Origin of the sequence: Pseudomonas lurida (assembly GCF_013522705.1) — a bacterium.
GTDB classification, from domain to species: domain Bacteria; phylum Pseudomonadota; class Gammaproteobacteria; order Pseudomonadales; family Pseudomonadaceae; genus Aquipseudomonas; species Aquipseudomonas quebecensis.
The window spans coordinates 120,084-140,268 of record NZ_JAAMRE010000005.1 but is presented as its reverse complement, the minus strand read 5'-3'; the positions used below and the strand labels follow the sequence as shown (position 1 = coordinate 140,268).

At 56.9% G+C, this 20,185-nt stretch carries 17 protein-coding genes; 7 read left to right on the top strand and 10 right to left on the bottom strand.

The genetic code is table 11. From position 1 onward, the window contains the following. Positions 1-2: 2 nt before the first annotated feature. From G7025_RS06580 to mnmG, 5 genes are all read right to left on the bottom strand, one after another. A complete protein-coding gene (locus G7025_RS06580; protein ID WP_181077562.1) occupies positions 3-410 on the bottom strand; it encodes a F0F1 ATP synthase subunit I in 408 nt (135 codons plus the stop codon). Between the two features lie 148 nt (positions 411-558). Further along, complete coding sequence (locus G7025_RS06575; protein WP_016970690.1) at positions 559-1,431, bottom strand: ParB/RepB/Spo0J family partition protein; 873 nt, start codon at positions 1,429-1,431, stop codon at positions 559-561. A 9-nt stretch (positions 1,432-1,440) separates the two neighbouring features. Further along, positions 1,441-2,238: a ParA family protein gene (locus G7025_RS06570; protein ID WP_181077561.1), complete on the bottom strand. Its 798-nt coding sequence runs from the start codon at positions 2,236-2,238 to the stop codon at positions 1,441-1,443. Positions 2,239-2,256: 18 nt separating this feature from the next. After that, positions 2,257-2,901, bottom strand: a complete 645-nt coding sequence (rsmG, locus tag G7025_RS06565) for a 16S rRNA (guanine(527)-N(7))-methyltransferase RsmG (protein WP_181077559.1) — start codon at positions 2,899-2,901, stop codon at positions 2,257-2,259. Beyond that, positions 2,898-4,790, bottom strand: a complete 1,893-nt coding sequence (mnmG, locus tag G7025_RS06560) for a tRNA uridine-5-carboxymethylaminomethyl(34) synthesis enzyme MnmG (RefSeq protein WP_181077558.1) — start codon at positions 4,788-4,790, stop codon at positions 2,898-2,900. The genes rsmG and mnmG overlap by 4 nt, the downstream gene beginning before the upstream one ends. 564 nt (positions 4,791-5,354) lie before the next feature. Between mnmG and G7025_RS06555 the strand changes: the two genes are divergently transcribed. The 3 genes from G7025_RS06555 to G7025_RS06545 all read left to right on the top strand — a co-directional run bounded on the left by G7025_RS06555 (position 5,355) and on the right by G7025_RS06545 (position 9,331). Beyond that, a complete protein-coding gene (locus G7025_RS06555) occupies positions 5,355-5,861 on the top strand; it encodes a sigma-70 family RNA polymerase sigma factor (RefSeq protein WP_181077556.1) in 507 nt (168 codons plus the stop codon). Continuing rightward, a complete protein-coding gene (locus G7025_RS06550; protein ID WP_181077639.1) occupies positions 5,861-6,805 on the top strand; it encodes a FecR domain-containing protein in 945 nt (314 codons plus the stop codon). The genes G7025_RS06555 and G7025_RS06550 overlap by 1 nt, the downstream gene beginning before the upstream one ends. A gap of 87 nt (positions 6,806-6,892) precedes the next feature. Continuing rightward, positions 6,893-9,331 (top strand): TonB-dependent siderophore receptor, encoded by a 2,439-nt coding sequence (locus G7025_RS06545; RefSeq protein ID WP_181077554.1) that lies wholly within the window; start codon positions 6,893-6,895, stop codon positions 9,329-9,331. A 19-nt stretch (positions 9,332-9,350) separates the two neighbouring features. Here G7025_RS06545 and mnmE read toward each other — a convergent pair whose 3' ends face one another. From mnmE to rpmH, 5 genes are all read right to left on the bottom strand, one after another. Continuing rightward, positions 9,351-10,721, bottom strand: coding sequence for a tRNA uridine-5-carboxymethylaminomethyl(34) synthesis GTPase MnmE (mnmE, locus tag G7025_RS06540; protein WP_181077553.1), 1,371 nt, complete (start codon positions 10,719-10,721; stop codon positions 9,351-9,353). Between the two features lie 78 nt (positions 10,722-10,799). Continuing rightward, on the bottom strand, positions 10,800-12,503 hold the full coding sequence (yidC, locus tag G7025_RS06535; RefSeq protein WP_181077551.1) for a membrane protein insertase YidC: 1,704 nt from the start codon (positions 12,501-12,503) through the stop codon (positions 10,800-10,802). Between the two features lie 2 nt (positions 12,504-12,505). After that, on the bottom strand, positions 12,506-12,751 hold the full coding sequence (yidD, locus tag G7025_RS06530; RefSeq protein ID WP_080758814.1) for a membrane protein insertion efficiency factor YidD: 246 nt from the start codon (positions 12,749-12,751) through the stop codon (positions 12,506-12,508). Further along, entirely contained in the window at positions 12,744-13,148 is a 405-nt protein-coding gene (gene rnpA, locus G7025_RS06525) for a ribonuclease P protein component (RefSeq protein ID WP_253511954.1), read from the bottom strand. The genes yidD and rnpA overlap by 8 nt, the downstream gene beginning before the upstream one ends. Positions 13,149-13,164: 16 nt before the next feature. Next, positions 13,165-13,299 carry a 50S ribosomal protein L34 gene (gene rpmH, locus G7025_RS06520; protein WP_003213577.1) on the bottom strand — a complete coding sequence of 45 codons (135 nt, stop codon included), beginning with the start codon at positions 13,297-13,299 and terminating at the stop codon, positions 13,165-13,167. Positions 13,300-13,885: 586 nt separating this feature from the next. On the opposite strand from rpmH, the gene dnaA reads away from it, so the two are divergent. From dnaA to gyrB, 4 genes are read left to right on the top strand one after another with little or no spacing between them, the layout of a single operon-like run. Next, positions 13,886-15,403, top strand: coding sequence for a chromosomal replication initiator protein DnaA (dnaA, locus tag G7025_RS06515; protein ID WP_181077548.1), 1,518 nt, complete (start codon positions 13,886-13,888; stop codon positions 15,401-15,403). A 38-nt stretch (positions 15,404-15,441) separates the two neighbouring features. Beyond that, positions 15,442-16,545: a DNA polymerase III subunit beta gene (dnaN, locus tag G7025_RS06510; RefSeq protein WP_181077546.1), complete on the top strand. Its 1,104-nt coding sequence runs from the start codon at positions 15,442-15,444 to the stop codon at positions 16,543-16,545. 20 nt (positions 16,546-16,565) lie between these two features. Then, positions 16,566-17,669 carry a DNA replication/repair protein RecF gene (gene recF / locus G7025_RS06505; protein WP_181077544.1) on the top strand — a complete coding sequence of 368 codons (1,104 nt, stop codon included), beginning with the start codon at positions 16,566-16,568 and terminating at the stop codon, positions 17,667-17,669. A 4-nt stretch (positions 17,670-17,673) separates the two neighbouring features. Continuing rightward, complete coding sequence (gene gyrB / locus G7025_RS06500) at positions 17,674-20,091, top strand: DNA topoisomerase (ATP-hydrolyzing) subunit B (protein WP_181077543.1); 2,418 nt, start codon at positions 17,674-17,676, stop codon at positions 20,089-20,091. The last annotated feature ends 94 nt before the right edge of the window (positions 20,092-20,185 follow it).

The window sequence follows — 20,185 nt, the reverse complement described above, 5'->3', positions numbered from 1 at the left end:
CCCTAAGGTTTCGAAAGTCTTGTTTTCATTAGCAGGGGAGCGAACCAGCTGACCAGTTGGGTCAACACGAAGACACCGAATACAGCCAGCGGCGCCAATGGCTTCACACCTGCAAAGGTCAGTGCAAACAGCACTGCCGTCAAAATCAGTTTCCCCGCCTCGCCGGCATAAAAAGACCGGACGATGGCCTGGGCTGCTCGGGCGCCGGAAAACCGAAAGGCCCTGTGAGCAAAATACATATTGGGCAGCAAGGCTATCAGGCCTCCGCAGAGTCCTGAATATCCGGCTACGACTCCATGCCAATACCAAAGCGCCAATGCGGCGATCAGCAGGATGACAAATTGAGCCACTAAAACCGGGAAAACGGCCAAGCGATGGAACGGCAACGTGTTTGGCGTGCGGGTTTCCATCACTCTTGCTCCTCAATGGTCGGCTGCCGGAAATCAATAACTTGGCATAATTTGTGCCGACAAAATGCGCGCAGAGTATAGGGGCGGTTCAGCCCCTATTCAACTGTCGGGTAGTGATTTCCGATCACGCGCTACATAAGCAAATGTTTCAGCGAATGTGGGCAAGGACGCCTTGAAGCTCATCGAGGGAGTTATATCCGATGACCAGTTGGCCTTTGCCCTTCTTACCGTGGCGAATTTGCACCGCAGAGCCCAGGCGCTCGGCCAGGCGCTGCTCGAGACGCGCGATATCCGGATCAGGTTTGGCCGTTTCAACCGGTGCAGGTTTACCGCTGAGCCACTGCCGAACCAAGGCCTCGGTCTGACGAACGGTGAGCCCCCGTGCGACAACGTGTCGCGCCCCTTCAACCTGTTGATTTTCCGGCAAACCTAGCAATGCACGGGCATGGCCCATTTCCAGGTCGCCATGGGACAACATGGTCTTGATGACTTCCGGCAGCGCGATCAGGCGCAGCAGGTTGGACACGGTTACGCGGGATTTACCTACCGCCTCGGCCACCTGTTGCTGGGTCAGCTGGAATTCCTGCTGCAAACGCTGCAACGCAATCGCTTCTTCGATGGGGTTGAGGTCTTCACGCTGGATATTCTCGATCAAGGCCATGGCGATCGCGGTTTCGTCGGGCACATCGCGGACCATTGCCGGGATGGTTTCCTTGCCCGCCTGTTGGCTTGCACGCCAGCGGCGCTCGCCGGCGATGATTTCAAAGCGCCCACCACCGATCGGGCGGACCACGATGGGCTGCATCACGCCCTGGGCCTTGATCGAATTGGCCAGTTCTTCCAGCGCCTGGGGATCCATGTCCCGGCGCGGCTGGTATTTACCGCGCTGGATCAGGTCCAGGGGCAGGTGCTGCAACTCGCGCTCGTCGGCCTGCACCGCCTGTTCTTCAAGCGACGTGACGGTCGGACCACTCAACAGTGCATCCAGTCCACGTCCTAGACCTCGTTTCTTGACGGCCATGGGGATTCCTTAAGTTGGCTGGGCAGCAGCGGTGCGTGAATTGCGGCGTTGGCGACGGACCATCTCGCCGGCCAGTGCCAGGTAAGCAATGGCACCACGCGACGATTTGTCGTAAGCCAGGGCCGGCATGCCGTAGCTCGGTGCTTCGGCCAAGCGGATGTTGCGCGGGATCACCGTGTCGTAAAGCTGATCGCCGAAATGTTCCTTGAGCTGGGCCGAAACATCGTTCATCAGGCTCAGGCGCGGATCGTACATGGTTCGCAGCAGACCCTCGACTTGCAGGTTCGGGTTGAGCAACTCGGCAATCCGCTTGATGTTATCCACAAGATCGCTCAAACCTTCCAATGCAAAATATTCGCACTGCATGGGAATAATGACCCCGTCGGCGGCGACCAGGGCGTTGAGCGTCAGCATCGACAGCGAGGGCGGGCAGTCGATCAGAATGTAATCGTAATTCTCGCGGATCGGTGCCAGGGCGCTGCGCAGACGGCTTTCTTTCATCTGCATTTCCAGCAGCACCACTTCCGCCGCGGTCAGGTCGCGGTTGGCCGGCAGCAGTTGATAACCGCCGTGTTCGGAGTAGTGCATGGCCTGGGCCAGGTCGCACTCACCGATCAGCAAGTCATAGACCGAGTTTTCCAGGCCGTGTTTATCCACACCGCTGCCCATGGTGGCGTTGCCCTGTGGATCAAGATCGATCAACAGCACCCGGCGCTTGGTGGCCACCAGGGATGCTGCGAGGTTGATGCAGGTGGTGGTTTTGCCCACGCCACCTTTCTGGTTCGCTATCGCGAATACCTTAGCCATTCTTGCTTGTGTTCCCAATCATGCCGTGCGGCGCAGTATCAGCAGATGGCGTTGGCCTTGGCAACCGGGTACGGCCAAGGCGTGTTCGCTATCGAGGTGGAAGTCTGCCGGCAATGCTAACAGCTCATCGCTTGGATGGACGCCCTTCATTGCCAGCCAGCGGGTGTCGTGGTCGCCAAGGTGGCGGGTCCAGTTACTGAAGTTCTCCATGCTACTGAACGCCCGGGAGACAATTCCGTTGAAGGGCAGCTCTGGCGTGAAGGCTTCAACGCGGCTGTGGATAACCTGCAGGTTTTCCAGCTTGAGTTCGAGTTTGACCTGGGTCAGAAAGCGCGTCTTCTTGCCGTTACTGTCCAGGCACGTGACCTGTGAATCCGGAAACAGGATGGCCAAGGGAATGCCCGGCATGCCGCCGCCACTGCCCACGTCGAGCCAGCGACCGTTTTTTATAAACGGCATGACACTCAAGCTGTCGAGCAAATGACGCGAGACCATTTCGTCGGGATCACGGACTGCGGTGAGGTTGTAAGCCTTGTTCCATTTGATCAACAGGGCCAGATAACCCAGCAGCAACTCGTGCTGGGCTTCGGTCAAGTCCACGCCCAATTGGCGCGCTCCTGTGGATAACTCTTCGGCGTGTTGCAAGGTAACCAACGAACTCAAGCGCTTTGCTCCAACTGACGGCCCGCGCCGCGTTTTTTCAAATGAATCATCAACAGCGAGATCGCTGCCGGGGTGACACCGGGGATGCGTGAAGCCTGGCCCAGGGTCTCGGGGCGAGTTATCCCCAGCTTGCTTTGAATTTCTTTCGACAGCCCGGAGATGCCGGTGTAATCGATATCCACAGGCAGCCTGGTGTCTTCACTGGCGCGCAGGCGAGCGATTTCGTCCTGCTGGCGATCAATGTAGCCGGCGTACTTGGTCTTGATTTCGACCTGCTCGGCGACCTGTGGATCTTCTGCACCATGGCCTGTCACTTCGACCAGGCCAGCGTAGTCGATTTCCGGGCGGGACAGCAGGTTCAGCAGGTTGTACTCGTGGGTCAACGGCGTACCGAATTTTTCCGCAATCGCGTCGCCCTGCTCGGTGCCCGGACGAACCCAGGTACTTTTCAGGCGCTGCTCTTCCAGCGCGATGCTTTCGCGTTTTTTGCAGAAGGCGGCCCAGCGCGCATCGTCGACCAGGCCGAGCTCGCGACCTTTTTCGGTCAGGCGCAGATCGGCATTGTCTTCGCGCAGGATCAAACGGTATTCCGCCCGGGAGGTAAACATCCGGTACGGTTCCTGGGTGCCCAGGGTAATCAGGTCGTCGACCAATACACCGATGTACGCCTCATCGCGACGCGGGCACCAGCTGTCTTTGCCTTGTGCACGCAGTGCCGCGTTCGCCCCGGCCAGCAAACCTTGGGCGCCGGCTTCTTCGTAACCGGTGGTGCCGTTGATTTGCCCGGCGAAGAACAAACCGCCGATTACTTTGGTTTCGAGGCTGTATTTCAAGTCACGCGGGTCGAAGTAGTCATATTCGATGGCATAACCCGGCCGCACGATGTGCGCGTTTTCCATGCCGCGAATCGATTGCACGATCTGAATTTGCACATCGAACGGCAGCGAGGTGGAAATCCCGTTCGGGTACAACTCGTGGGTCGTCAGGCCTTCGGGCTCGATAAAGACCTGATGGCTTTCCTTGTCGGCAAAACGGTGGATCTTGTCTTCGATCGACGGGCAGTAGCGTGGGCCGATGCCTTCGATCACGCCGGAATACATCGGTGAACGGTCGAGGTTCGCCGCGATGATCTCGTGAGTACGGGCATTGGTGTGGGTAATCCAGCAGCTGACCTGTTTCGGGTGCTGCTCCTTGGAACCCATGAACGACATCACTGGAATCGGCGTGTCGCCCGCTTGTTCGGTCATCACCGAGAAATCCACGGAACGTCCGTCGATACGCGGTGGCGTTCCGGTTTTCAAGCGGCCGACACGCAGCGGCAATTCACGCAGGCGTTTGGCCAGAGCAATCGAGGGTGGATCACCCGCGCGGCCCCCCGAATAGTTCTGCATGCCGATGTGGATAAGTCCACCGAGGAACGTACCGGTGGTCAACACGACGGATTGCGCGAAGAAACGCAGCCCCATCTGGGTGACGACACCGCGGACCTGGTCCTGCTCGACAATCAGGTCATCCGCAGCCTGCTGAAATATCCACAGGTTCGGCTGGTTTTCCAAGGTTTCGCGTACTGCGGCCTTGTACAGGATGCGGTCGGCCTGTGCGCGAGTCGCACGCACGGCCGGGCCTTTGCGGCTGTTGAGCACGCGAAATTGAATACCCCCTTTATCGGTGGCCATGGCCATCGCGCCGCCGAGGGCGTCAATTTCCTTGACCAGGTGGCTTTTGCCGATGCCACCGATGGCAGGGTTGCAACTCATCGCACCGAGGGTTTCCACGTTATGCGTGAGCAACAGGGTTTTGACGCCCATGCGTGCTGACGCCAGTGCTGCCTCGGTACCGGCATGACCGCCGCCGATGACGATCACTTCAAAACGGGAAGGGAAATCCACCACGCACCTCGTGCCTGCTTATGTAGGTAATCAGGAATTGTCTGTTGAAAGAGTTTTGCAGCTTTGGCGGCAAGTATAGGGACTTAGCCCTTCCTAAAGAACCCTTTGCACAAAATTTAACCAGCTGTGGATGAATCACAGACAATAGAAATTAAAAGAGAGAAATTTATTAAATCTTTGTTTTTATGTTTATTTTTACTGAGCATCATTTCTGTGGATAGATTGCTAAAACCCTCTAAATACGTTGTGTACAGCGTTTCAAAAGTCTGTGGTCATGTGCCGATGAGCGCGGTGGGTAACTGCTTTAAGCCTGTGGATTAAACCATCACTTATCCACAGATGGGTTTGTCATGACTTTTTAAGCCCTGTTATCAACCGGGTACAGAGCAGCTTACCCACAGGGCTTAACCCGGCTTTTTTCTTCATTCATCCTGAATTCAGCCCACGAGAAAGCCTCCGTTGCCTTCGGATCCGATGCAGACCACTTCAATGAAAGACCTATTGTGGGACACCCTCGCCGCAGTTAATAATAGCGATTATCATTAACCTGCCCACTGCGCCCCTATGTCCCCTCCTACTCATACGGCAGCTGTTCAGAACATCTACGAGGAACACCACACGTGGTTACAGGGGTGGCTCAAAGGTAAATTGCATAACGCCTGCGATGCAGCCGATGTTGCCCACGATACGTTCGTGCGTATTTTAGGTGGGCGACATGCCTCCCAGATCCTCGAACCGCGGGATTACCTGGCCACGATCGCCAGGGGGCTGGTGATTGATCGTTATCGGCGCCATACCATCGAACAGGCCTATAAGGAGGCTTTGGCCGAGCGCCCAGAACCCACCGTTGTCAGTGAAGAAGACAGGGCGATCATCATCGAAACCCTGACGGCTGTGGATAAAGCCCTGCATGGACTCGGGGCGCGCGCGCGAAGGATCTTCATGCTGTCTCAGTTCGAGGGGCTGACTTATCAACAGATCGCCGATCAATTACAGGTTTCGCTGACCACGGTGAAGAAACACATGATCCGGGCGTTTACCGAATGTTCATTGATCCTGGCCAGCAGCTGATGGCCGCTCCCGATCGCGAAACCTTTGAAGCCGCCGCCACTTGGTATGTGCAATTTCAGTCCCAGGCTCCCACCCCCGCCGAACGTCATGCCTGGCAGCAATGGCTGAACCGCGATCCTTCCCATCTGGCTGCATGGAATCAGCTGGAACAGCTGCAACGCAGCCTGGGTGCGCTGCCCCAGGACATCACTCGCCGTGCGCTATCAACCACCCAGCAACGTCGGCAAGTACTCAAATGGCTGCTGGTTCTTGGCGGTAGTGGCTATCTCGGCTGGAACATCCAACAACATAGCCGCGTTGGAACAGTGTGGGCCGACTACCGCACACCGGTTGGAGGGCGGCAACATATCCAATTGGCCGATGGCACCCGAATCGAACTCAATACCCGCTCGGCGATTGACGTGATAGTCGACGAACGGCAACGCTTGATTCGCCTACGCGAGGGTGAGGTGCTTATCCACACCGGCAAGTTGGGCGCACAGGCACCGTTTTATGTTGAGACTCGCCAGGGGCGGGTCCAGGCGTTGGGCACTCGGTTTACTGTGCGCCAGCTGGCCGATTCCACTCGGGTAGGCGTATTGGAAGATCGAGTACAGGTGTCCCCGGCCGACAAACCCGACTCCGGCCTGCTGCTCAATGCGGGCCAAAGCGCCGACTTTGATCGGCTCAAGGTGAGCCCTATCCGTCCTTATGCTGCCGTTCAGGCCGCCTGGGTCGACGGGCAATTAATCGTGCTGGATGCACCGCTTGGGGATGTAATCGACGAATTGGCGCGCTATAGGTCAGGTGTCCTGCAGTGCGACACGGTCTCGGCGCGCCTGCGCGTCTCCGGTACGTTCCGCCTGGACGCCACTGATGCAGTGTTGGCCAACCTGCAGGCCACCTTGCCTATCCAGGTGAAATACTTCACACGCTACTGGGTTTCGATAACACCGATGGTTTGATTAAAAAATCACACGGGGGGTTATCTTTTTCCTAGCTGGAACGGCCCTACAGGTAATTACGACGATACCTTCAGGGTCTATCCACCAATGCGCCTTTCCACCCAGCTACGCCAGCGACTTTCCTGCCACGGCTTGACCTACGGTCTGCTGATTGCTACCGCCGCCACAGCCGGCACCGTATTTGCCACCGGCGCCTTGGCCGCCAGTGCGGTGCGGCATTTCTCCATTGCGGCCGGTCCGCTGGACAGGGCTTTGAGCCAGTTTGCCGCCAGCGCGAACGTGATCCTATCTTTCTCCCCGGAGCAAACCGCACGGCTAACCACCCCTGGTATTGAAGGCGATTACTCGATCGATCAGGGATTCGCATTGTTGCTGCAAAACTCAGGGTTGACGGCTTCCGTTCAAGCCCCCGGCAGCTACGTATTGCAGGCAGCTCCTGCGGGCCAACTCACCCTTGCGGCGACGACGGTGAGTACTTATCAACAAACTGGTTTCAACCAGGATATCGCTGCAGATGTAGGCTATAAGGCGCAAAACAGTCGGATCGGCACCAAAACCAGTACCCCGTTGTCGGAAACCCCGCGCTCGGTGTCGGTGGTCACCGGCCAACGCATTAAGGACCAAAAGGCGCAAAGTCTGACGCAAGTGCTGGGATATGTTCCCGGCATCTTCGCGCCCCCCTTTGCCGCCGGCGACAGTCTGGCAGGCGATCTGTTCTTTATCCGCGGTTTCAATGCCACTGATTATGGCTACGGTCTGCTGCGAGATGGCCTGCGTGTGCAGGGCAACCGGTACGACACCACCAGCGAACCCTATGGCTTGGAGCGGGTCGAGGTTTTCCGTGGCCCCTCCTCCCTGCTGTATGGCGAGAACGCTCCTGGTGGCCTGGTAAACCTGGTGAGCAAACATCCAACGGCCACGCCCCAGGGCGAGGTGCAACTGGGGTATGGTTCCAATAATCGTCGCCAACTGGGTGTGGATATCTCGGGTCCGCTCAGCGATAACGACAACGTCCTCGGCAGACTGGTGATGCTGGGCCGCAAGTCCGATACGCAAACCGACCATGTACCGGACGACCGCCTCTATATCGCGCCTTCCTTGACGCTTAACTTCGACGATTACAACAGCCTGACCCTGTTGGCCAATTACCAGAAGGACCACACCAACCTGGAACTCGGCCTGCCGGCTGCAGGCACCTTGCTCACAAACCCCAACGGCAAGCTCTCCAAGCACACAATGCTCGGTAATCCGGACTGGAATACCTTCGAGCGTGAAAGCTGGAGCACCGGCTACGAGTTCAGCCACAGCTTTAATGATGACTGGCAGTTCCGCCAGAACTCACGCTATATGCAATCGCGCATCGACCGCCATGAAACCTGGCCCAGCGCCCTGAATAATCGCGGCTTCGGCACTCAGTTGAACATGACGGCCTACGACCGTTACAACAAGTCGATGGTGTACTCCCTGGATAACCAGCTGGAAGGCAAATTCCAGATGGGCAACTTGGAAAATACCGTGCTGTTGGGCGCCAGCTATGACCGCACCTCGTTCAATCAGGACTGGGATGCGGGTTTCGCGGGAACCATCAATGTGTTCAACCCTGTGTACCTGCGCGATCCGCTGACCCCCGTCGCCGTACAAAACACCTTGCTTGAACAACAGATGAAAGGGGTTTATGCACAGGTCCAGAGCAAATACGACCATTGGCTGTTCTTACTCGGCGGTCGTCAGGACTGGGTCGACAGCGAATTTCGCGACAAGGTGAATACCGCCAGCGATACTCGCTCAGAAGATCGAAAATTCACCTATCAGGGCGGGGTGATGTACCAGTTCGACAACGGTTTGACGCCGTATGTCAGCTACTCCACCGCGTTTGTACCGGTCCAGCAGATCTCGAATGCCGGCTCGCCATTGAAGCCGATCACCAGCAGCCAATACGAAGTGGGCGTTAAATACGAACCGATCGGCTGGGACACGGCAATGACACTGTCGGTGTATGACCTGCGTAAACAGGACGACACCTACCTCGACGCCACCACCAATAGTTATCGGCAGGTGGGCGAAAGCCGTGCAAAGGGTGTGGAGGTGGAGGTCAACAGCAACCTCACGCCAAATCTGAATCTGACGGCGGCTTATACCTACACGGATGCGCGTATTACCAAAGACTCGGCTGCATCACTGGTCGAAGGCCATCAGATGACCGGTGTGCCGCGCAACCAGGCTTCCGTTTGGAGCAAATATCGCTTCCTTGAAGGAGGTCTCAAAGGCTTATCCCTGGGCGGTGGCGTGCGCTATTTCGACAGTACTTTTTCCTACACCGCACCGACGCTGTACGGCAAGCTGGACGCAGGGAGTGTCACGTTGGTGGATGCCGCCATCGGTTACCAGATCGACAAGAACTGGTCCGTGGATTTAAACGCCAAGAACCTCTTCGATAAAGAATACGTGTCGGGTTGCAACGATGCGGGCCGTTGCTACTGGGGGGAAAGTCGCACCTTGCTTGGTACCCTCTCCTACAACTGGTAGAGCAATTGTGGATAACATTTCACTTACCGATACAGAAGCTTGAAAAAATCCGCCCCAGCAAATCATCCGAGCTGAAGGCGCCCGTGATTTCTCCCAGCAGCTGCTGAGCCTGGCGCAGATCCTCGGCCAGCAGCTCTCCCGCCCCCGCCAGGGTCAGTTGCGCACGCCCGTGCTCAAGAGCCGCGCTGGCATGGCGCAACGCCTCAAGGTGCCGCCGGCGAGCGCTGAAGCTGCTTTCGGAGGTCTGCTCGTAGCCCATGCAAGCTTTGAGATGATCGCGCAGCAGTTCCAGCCCCTCACCCGCCGACCTGGCGCTAAGACTGATGGTGACATGGCCATCCTCACTGGTTTCCAACGCTACGGCCTCCCCTGTGAGGTCGGCCTTGTTGCGGATCAACGTGACATTGGCCGGATCTGGCCTTTGCTCGAGGAACTCCGGCCATAAAGCGAAAGGATCGGCAGCCTCGGGCGCCGTGGCATCCACCACCAACAACACCCGGTCCGCTTCACCGATGGCCTTGAGTGCTCGCTCAACGCCAATTTTTTCAACGTGGTCATCGGTGTCGCGCAAGCCAGCGGTATCGACCACATGCAATGGCATGCCATCGATGTGGATATGTTCGCGCAGGATATCCCGCGTGGTCCCTGCGATTTCAGTCACGATGGCGGCTTCACGCCCCGCGAGGGCGTTCAATAGGCTGGACTTGCCGGCATTGGGACGTCCTGCGATTACCACAGTCATACCATCACGCAGCAAAGCGCCCTGTCCCGCCTCACGCAGGACTGTGGATAACTCGTCTCGAACTTTGTCCAGCATCGCCAAAACGTGCCCATCGGCAAGAAAATCGATTTCCTCTTCCGGGAAATCAATCGCCGCTTCGACGTAGATACGCAAGCCGATAAGTTGCTCTGTGAGGTTGTGCACACGCTGGGAAAAAGCGCCCTGCAATGAACGCAACGCATTGCGTGCCGCCTGTGCGGAACTGGCCTCGATCAAATCCGCAATGGCTTCGGCCTGGGCCAGGTCGAGCTTGTCATTCAAGAACGCGCGCTCGCTGAATTCCCCCGGTCGAGCAAGGCGGCAACCCAACTGCAGGCAACGCTGTAACAGCATATCGAGCACCACCGGGCCGCCGTGGCCTTGCAGTTCAAGCACATCCTCACCGGTAAACGAATTCGGGCCTGGAAAATACAGCGCCAGGCCTTCGTCCAATACTTCGTTATCGGCGTTCAGGAATGGACCGTAATGGGCATATCGCGGCTTAAGATCTCGCCCGCTGATGGCGCTGGCAGCCACGCCGGCAAGCGGCCCGGAAATTCGAACGATACCGACGCCGCCGCGACCTTGAGCGGTAGCGACAGCAGCGATGGTTTCACGAGGAGCGCTCATCAACAGGTTCCAGAACAAAAGTGACGGAAAGCAAAACGCCCCACTAGGGGGCGTCTTGAGTGGTTATCCACAGAGTAATTACGCCGCGGCTTTTTGGGTAGCCGCTTCGATTTTACGTGTGATGTACCACTGTTGAGTAATCGACAACACGTTGTTGACCACCCAGTACAGGACCAGACCAGCCGGGAACCACAGGAAGAAGAAGGTGAAGATGATCGGCATCATTTTCATCACCTTGGCCTGCATCGGATCCGGAGGTGTCGGGTTCAGGCGCTGCTGGATAAACATGGTCGCGCCCATGATGATCGGCAGGATAAAGAACGGGTCTTTGATCGACAGGTCAGTTATCCACAGCATGAACGGTGCCTGACGCATTTCCACGCTTTCCAGGAGTACCCAGTACAGCGACAGGAACACCGGCATCTGCACCAGAATCGGCAAGCATCCACCCAGCGGGTTGATCTTCTCTTTCTTGTACAGCTCCATCATGGCCTGGGACATTTTCTGCCGGTCATCGCCATGTTGCTCTTTCAGCGCAGCCAGCTTCGGCGCCACCGCACGCATGCGCGCCATCGACTTGTAGCTGGCGGCCGACAGAGGGAAGAAGATCCCTTTGATCAGCATGGTCAGGAAGATGATCGACCAGCCCCAGTTACCGACGATGCTGTGGATATGTTGCAGCAACCAGAAAATCGGCTGGGCAATGAACCACAGAATGCCGTAGTCCACAGTCAGCTCCAGACCTGGGGACAACTCTTTGAGTACCGCTTGGCTTTTCGGACCGGCATACAGCGTAGCGCTGGTTTCAGCCTTGGCACCTGGCGCGACGGTCAACGACGGGCCGGTGTAGCCAATAATGTAGTTACCCTTGGTGTCCTTGCGGGCCAGAACCACGTTGTTCTGGCCTGGTTGTGGAATCCACGCGGTAACGAAATAGTGCTGCAACCAGGCAACCCAGCCGCCGTTCACGTTATACGTGATGGCTGGCTTGGTCTTGTCTTCGTTCACCTTGTCCATGTCTTTCATGGACACTTTTTTGTACGGTTCCGAACTTGTCCACAGGGCGGCGCCCAGGTAAGTCGCAGTACCCGTCGCGGTGCTTGACGAAGGATCGGAGCTGGCGTCGCGCTTGAGTTGCGCAAACATCGCGCCATTCCAAGGCTGGGCGCTTTGGTTGTCGATCAGGTAGGTAACGACGATATCGTACAGGCCACGCTTGAGCGTGAACCGCTTGATGTAATTGACGCCGTCCTTGCTGAACTTGAGGTCTACGACCAATTGGTCCTGACCATCAGCCAGTTGATAACTTTTCTTCTCCGAGGAGAACACTGGGCGGCCGGACTGGCTGGCATCAGGTCCATTTGCGCCGATCAGACCGCTTTGGGCCTGATAAACACGCTCGCCACCGTTATCGAACAGCTGGAATGGAATTTCCGGATGGTCTTGACGGCGTGGGTAAAGCGGCAGCGTCAACTTGGCAACGTCACCACCTTGCGGATCGACCGCCAGGTCCAGCACATCCGTTTTGATCTGGATGAGGTCGGTGCTTGCTGCAACTGGAACTTCGGCGGGCGCTTTGGCTTCGCCTGCTGCGCGTGGAATGTCATCACTGGCGGCAGCATTTGTGCCACTTGCAGCGTCGGGAAGACCCGCAGGTGCAGTGTTGACGGCAACATTCTGAGTCGGCAGGGCAGCCTGGCCATAGTCCTGGTTCCACTTAAGAACCATGACGTAGGACACGATTGCCAGGGCGACGATCAGGATCGTGCGTTTAATATCCATGATTACTCGGCCATCGAAGAAGAACGGGAGGTAGGGACAGGTGGAACCGGGTCATAACCACCGGGATTCCACGGATGACAGCGACCTAAACGACGAAAGGTCAGCCAGCCACCGCGCAGAAGACCATGATTTTCTATGGCTTCTAACGCGTAGCAGGAACAACTGGGGTAGAAACGACAGTGGTTTGCCATCAGAGGACTAATGGCATAGCGATAAAACTGGATCGGAACGAGTGCCAGTTTACGCATCGTTGCTGTCTACCCCTACAGTTTCGGGGCTACCTGGAGGTGCTGGCTTGTGGGTACGCGCCAGACGTTTCCAGAGCTTGCCGAAATGCTGAATCAATTCGGGGTTTTCTACATCCCCCAAGCCTTTGCGCGCGACGATAACAATATCCCAACCAACCAGAGTGTCCTGGTGGAGGCGAAACGATTCGCGCATCAGACGCTTGAGGCGATTGCGCTCAACGGAGAGCTTTACGCTCTTTTTGCCGATCACCAACCCGAGACGGGGGTGATCCAGATCGTTGTTACGCGCAAGGAGCAGGAGATTTTTCCCCGGAACCTTGCCGGTGGGGGAGTCAAAGACTGCCTTGAAGTGCCGGGGGGTTAGCAGACGCTTTTCCCGACTGAAGTCCTGACTCACCACCAGTGCCGGATTATCAAACTGCCAGACGCGCACGACCTTTGGCGCGACGACGCGACAGGACGGCACGACCGTTCTTGGTGGCCATGCGGGCACGGAAGCCGTGGGTACGGGCGCGTTTGATGGTGCTGGGTTGGAAAGTACGTTTCATGGCGTTGTTACCTGGTTCGTCCACAACGGGCCGGAATGGCCCCCGTTTTAAGAGACCGGCGATTCTAGAGAAAGCAAGCCTCTAGGTCAATTTCCAACCAGCTTTTCCTTCAATTAGATCTTCAGGAGCGCGAGCGTGCTTTGCTTGGCCCGCGCCTCCATCAGTACCGACCTAGATATAAAAATAAAGAAGGAAAGTTATTTAAAGCTTTTCTGTAAAGCTTATAAAAGCTAGGTAGGCGATCATCTGTGGATAACTGGATGCAGCCCATATTTCACGTGCTGTACAGAGAATGACAACACGGGGGAGAAACGGTGCTCTGCCTGTGCTGCGCTGTCGGATAAGCTGTGTGTGAAAGCGGGTGTTATCCACAGCGCGGTTACCCACAGACTTTCGACCCCACTTGTGCAACGAGCTCAGGGCCGCTTATCCACAGAGCTTATGCACAGACCGCCGGTCGGCTTTTTCAAGGTTAAGGCATTGATTTTGGCCGGTGTGTGGGCAACCTACATGTGGATAAGTGGGCGGCTGGCCGCTACAATGGCGGCTGTTTTTGCCTCACCGGCTTTCAACTTAGGGGATATCCGTGTCAGTGGAACTTTGGCAGCAGTGCGTAGAGCTTTTGCGCGATGAGCTGCCTGCCCAGCAATTCAACACCTGGATCCGTCCGCTACAGGTCGAAGCCGAAGGCGACGAGTTGCGCGTCTATGCGCCCAACCGGTTTGTTCTGGACTGGGTCAACGAGAAGTACTTGAGCCGCGTTCTTGAATTGCTCGACGAGCACGGCAACGGGCTCGCTCCCGCGCTCTCCTTATTAATAGGCAGCAAACGCAGCTCTGCGCCTCGCGCGGCACCCAATGCACCTTTGGCCGCTGCCGCGTCCCAGGCTCAGGCGGCCTCCGCCCCGGTGACCTCGGCTCCTGCAGCAGCGCCGGCAACCTCCAGATCGTCGGCGCAGAAAAATGCGCCAGAGCAAGAAGAGCCTTCGCGTGATAGCTTCGACCCGATGGCGGGCGCCAGTTCCCAGCAGGCTCCGGTTCGCGCCGAACAGCGTACCGTGCAGGTCGAAGGCGCACTCAAGCACACCAGCTACCTGAACCGAACGTTCACCTTCGAAAATTTCGTTGAGGGTAAATCCAACCAGTTGGCGCGAGCCGCTGCCTGGCAGGTCGCCGATAACCCCAAGCATGGCTACAACCCACTCTTCCTTTATGGTGGCGTTGGCTTGGGTAAGACCCACTTGATGCATGCAGTGGGCAATCATCTATTAAAGAAGAACCCGAATGCCAAGGTTGTATACCTGCACTCGGAGCGCTTCGTGGCCGACATGGTCAAGGCCTTGCAGCTCAACGCGATCAACGAGTTCAAGCGTTTCTATCGCTCCGTTGACGCCTTGCTGATCGATGACATCCAATTTTTCGCACGCAAAGAACGTTCGCAGGAGGAGTTTTTCCATACCTTCAACGCCCTGCTCGAAGGTGGCCAGCAGGTCATTCTGACCAGTGACCGTTACCCGAAGGAAATCGAAGGTCTGGAAGAACGCTTGAAGTCGCGCTTCGGCTGGGGGCTCACCGTTGCGGTGGAGCCGCCGGAGCTGGAAACCCGCGTGGCGATCCTGATGAAAAAGGCCGACCAGGCCAAGGTGGATCTTCCTCACGACGCTGCGTTCTTTATCGCTCAACGCATTCGCTCCAACGTGCGTGAACTCGAAGGCGCGCTCAAGCGGGTGATCGCCCACTCGCACTTCATGGGGCGCGACATTACCATCGAGTTGATTCGCGAATCCTTGAAGGACCTGTTGGCCCTGCAGGACAAACTGGTGAGTGTGGATAACATCCAGCGCACGGTGGCCGAGTACTACAAGATCAAGATATCCGATCTGTTGTCCAAGCGCCGCTCGCGCTCTGTGGCGCGTCCGCGCCAGGTGGCAATGGCCCTTTCCAAGGAATTGACCAACCACAGTCTGCCGGAAATCGGGGATGTATTTGGCGGTCGCGACCACACCACGGTTTTGCACGCATGCCGCAAGATCAATGAACTTAAGGAATCCGACGCGGATATTCGCGAGGACTACAAGAACCTGCTGCGTACACTGACTACGTGATGACACCAGCGCAGCTTATTAAGGCAAGGGACTAGACCATGCATTTCACCATTCAACGCGAAGCCCTGTTGAAACCCCTGCAACTGGTCACAGGCGTCGTCGAGCGCCGCCAGACCTTGCCGGTGCTCTCTAACGTATTGCTGGTGGTCGAAGGCCAGCAATTGTCCCTGACCGGTACTGACCTTGAAGTCGAGCTGGTGGGCCGTGTGCAGCTAGAAGAACCTGCTGAACCCGGTGAAATCACCGTTCCGGCGCGCAAGCTGATGGACATCTGCAAAAGCCTGCCGAACGACGCGCTGATCGACATCAAGGTCGATGAGCAGAAGCTGGTGGTCAAGGCCGGTCGTAGCCGCTTTACCCTGTCCACGCTGCCAGCCAATGATTTCCCGACTGTTGAAGAAGGCCCGGGCTCGCTGACCTGCAGCCTGGAGCAAAGCAAGCTGCGCCGTTTGATCGAGCGTACCAGCTTCGCCATGGCTCAGCAGGACGTGCGTTACTACCTCAACGGCATGCTGCTTGAAGTCTCCGAAGGCGTTATCCGCGCCGTCGCAACCGACGGTCATCGCCTGGCGATGTGCTCGATGCGCGCCGACATCGGCCAGCCTGATCGTCACCAGGTTATCGTGCCCCGCAAAGGTATTCTCGAGCTGGCGCGTTTGCTCACCGAGCCGGACGGCAACGTCAGCATCGTGCTGGGCCAGCACCACATTCGTGCCACCACCGGCGAATTCACCTTTACCTCCAAGCTGGTTGACGGCAAGTTCCCGGACTACGAGCGCGTGCTGCCCAAAGGTGGTGACAAGTTGGTGGTGGGCGATCGTCAGGCACTGCGTGAAGCATTCAGTCGTACGGCTATTCTCTCCAACGAAAAGTACCGTGGTATCCGCCTGCAACTGGCCAATGGTCAGCTGAAAATCCAGGCCAATAACCCGGAGCAGGAAGAAGCGGAAGAAGAAGTGGGCGTTGACTACAACGGTGGCTCGCTGGAAATCGGTTTTAACGTCAGCTACCTGCTCGATGTCCTGGGCGTAATGACCACCGAACAAGTTCGCTTGATCCTTTCGGACTCCAACAGCAGCGCGCTGGTACAGGAATCCGACAACGACGACTCGGCTTACGTTGTCATGCCGATGCGCCTGTAACCATGCCCAGCAGAAGCTAGATGTCCCTCAGTCGCGTCTCGGTCACCGCGGTGCGCAATTTGCACCCGGTGACCTTCTCCCCTTCCCCCCGCATCAATATTCTCCACGGCGCCAACGGCAGTGGCAAAACCAGTGTGCTGGAAGCCATTCACTTGTTGGGCCTTGCGCGTTCGTTTCGCAGCGCTCGCTTGTTGCCGGTTATCCAATACGAACAGCTGGCGTGCACAGTGTTTGGGCAGGTTGAGCTCGCAGAAGGCGGTCATAGCAGCCTGGGCATATCTCGTGATCGTGGTGGGGAGTTTCAAATTCGCATAGACGGGCAAAATGCTCGGAGTGCCGCGCAGTTGGCTGAGATCCTGCCGCTGCAATTGATTAACCCCGACAGTTTTCGGCTGTTGGAAGGCGCGCCAAAGATCCGCAGGCAGTTCCTCGATTGGGGAGTGTTCCACGTGGAACCACGGTTTATGGCGACCTGGCAGCGCCTGCAGAAGGCCCTGCGGCAGCGGAACTCATGGCTGCGGCATGGTACACTTGACGCCGCTTCGCAAGCGGCCTGGGACCGTGAACTGTGCCTGGCCAGCGACGAAATAGATGAATACCGCCGCGCCTACATCAAGGCATTAAAACCAGTTTTTGAGCAGACTTTGAGTGAGTTGCTGGATCTCGAAGGGCTGACGCTGAGTTATTACCGTGGTTGGGACAAAGAGCGTGAGCTGAGCGCAGTGCTCGCGACCTCCTTGCTGCGGGATCAGCAAATGGGCCATACGCAGGCTGGACCCCAACGTGCTGATTTGCGCCTTAGATTAGGCGCTCACAACGCTGCGGATATCTTGTCTCGCGGTCAGCAGAAATTGGTGGTGTGCGCATTGCGTATCGCACAGGGCCATTTGGTTAGCCAGGCTCGGCGAGGCCAATGTATTTATCTTGTGGATGATTTGCCATCCGAACTGGACGAGCAACATCGTCGCTCGTTGTGCCGCTTGTTGGAAGACTTACGCTGCCAGGTGTTTATCACCTGTGTAGACCACGAATTATTGAGGGAAGGCTGGCAGACGGAAACGCCAGTCGCTTTGTTCCACGTGGAACAAGGCCGTATCACCCAGACCCACGACCATCGGGAGTGAAGGCATGAGCGAAGAAAACACGTACGACTCGACCAGCATTAAAGTGCTGAAAGGTTTGGATGCCGTACGCAAACGTCCCGGTATGTACATTGGCGACACTGATGACGGTAGCGGTCTGCACCACATGGTGTTCGAGGTGGTCGACAACTCCATCGACGAAGCTTTGGCCGGTCACTGCGACGACATCAGTATCATCATTCACCCGGACGAATCCATCACCGTGCGCGACAACGGTCGCGGCATCCCGGTAGATGTGCATAAAGAAGAAGGCGTTTCGGCGGCAGAGGTCATCATGACTGTGCTTCACGCCGGCGGTAAGTTTGACGACAACTCCTATAAAGTTTCCGGTGGTTTGCACGGAGTGGGTGTGTCGGTGGTGAACGCTCTGTCTGAAGAGCTTATCCTGACCGTTCGCCGCAGCGGCAAAATCTGGGAGCAGACTTACGTCCATGGTGTACCACAAGAGCCAATGAAGATTGTTGGCGACAGTGAAACCACCGGCACCCAGATCCATTTCAAGCCCTCGGCTGAAACCTTCAAGAATATTCACTTCAGCTGGGACATTCTGGCCAAGCGAATTCGTGAACTGTCATTCCTCAACTCCGGTGTGGGTATCGTCCTCAAGGACGAACGCAGCGGCAAGGAAGAACTGTTCAAGTATGAAGGCGGCTTGCGTGCATTCGTTGAATATCTGAACACCAACAAGACTGCGGTCAACCAGGTGTTCCACTTCAACATCCAGCGTGAAGATGGCATCGGCGTGGAAATTGCCCTGCAGTGGAACGACAGCTTCAACGAGAACCTGCTGTGTTTCACCAACAACATTCCACAACGCGACGGCGGTACTCACCTCGTGGGTTTCCGTTCCGCACTGACGCGTAACCTCAACACCTACATTGAAGCTGAAGGTCTGGCGAAGAAGCATAAGGTCGCCACCACCGGTGACGATGCGCGCGAAGGCCTGACAGCGATCATTTCGGTGAAGGTGCCGGATCCTAAGTTCAGCTCGCAGACCAAAGACAAACTGGTGTCCTCCGAAGTGAAGACCGCAGTTGAACAGGAGATGGGCAAATACTTCTCCGACTTCCTGCTGGAGAACCCGAACGAGGCCAAGCTGGTTGTCGGCAAGATGATCGACGCCGCGCGTGCCCGTGAAGCGGCGCGTAAAGCCCGTGAAATGACCCGACGCAAGGGCGCGCTGGATATCGCCGGCCTGCCGGGCAAGTTGGCTGACTGCCAGGAGAAGGACCCTGCCCTCTCCGAACTGTACCTGGTGGAAGGTGACTCTGCTGGCGGTTCCGCCAAGCAGGGTCGTAACCGTCGCACCCAGGCCATCCTGCCGTTGAAGGGTAAGATCCTCAACGTTGAGAAGGCGCGTTTCGACAAGATGATTTCCTCTCAGGAAGTCGGCACCTTGATCACGGCCCTGGGCTGCGGTATCGGTCGCGACGAGTACAACATCGAAAAACTGCGCTACCACAACATCATCATCATGACCGATGCTGACGTCGACGGTTCGCATATTCGTACGCTGCTGCTGACCTTCTTCTTCCGTCAGTTGCCGGAGCTGATCGAGCGCGGCTACATCTATATCGCCCAGCCACCGCTGTACAAAGTCAAAAAGGGCAAGCAAGAGCAATACATCAAAGACGACGACGCCATGGAAGAGTACATGACGCAGTCGGCCCTGGAAGATGCAAGCCTGCACTTGAACGACGAGGCCCCGGGGATCTCCGGCGAGGCGCTGGAGCGTCTGGTTAACGATTTCCGCATGGTGATGAAGACCCTCAAGCGACTGTCGCGCCTGTACCCTCAGGAGCTGACCGAGCACTTCATCTATCTGCCGGCCGTCAGCCTGGAGCAACTGAGCGATCACGCAGCGATGCAGGATTGGCTGGCCCAGTACGAAGTGCGTCTGCGCACGGTAGAGAAATCCGGGCTGGTCTACAAAGCCAGCCTGCGTGAGGACCGTGAACGTAACGTGTGGCTGCCAGAGGTCGAGCTGATTTCCCACGGCTTGTCGAACTACGTCACCTTCAACCGCGACTTCTTCGGCAGCAATGATTACAAGACTGTGGTGACGTTGGGTGCGCAACTCAGCACCCTGCTCGACGACGGCGCCTACATTCAGCGTGGCGAACGCAAGAAGCAGGTCAAGGAATTCAAGGAAGCCCTTGATTGGCTGATGGCAGAAAGCACCAAGCGCCACACCATCCAACGATACAAAGGTCTGGGCGAAATGAACCCTGACCAGTTGTGGGAAACCACCATGGACCCAAGCCAGCGTCGCATGCTGCGCGTGACCATCGAGGACGCCATTGGCGCGGATCAGATCTTCAACACCCTGATGGGTGATGCGGTTGAACCTCGTCGTGACTTCATCGAAAGCAACGCTTTGGCGGTATCGAACCTGGACTTCTAATTCCGGTGTAGGATCCCAGAAAAGCTGCTGTATTTCCCAATATGCTGCTTTCGCTGCTCTAGGAAAAGGCCAACCCTCGCGGGTTGGCCTTTTT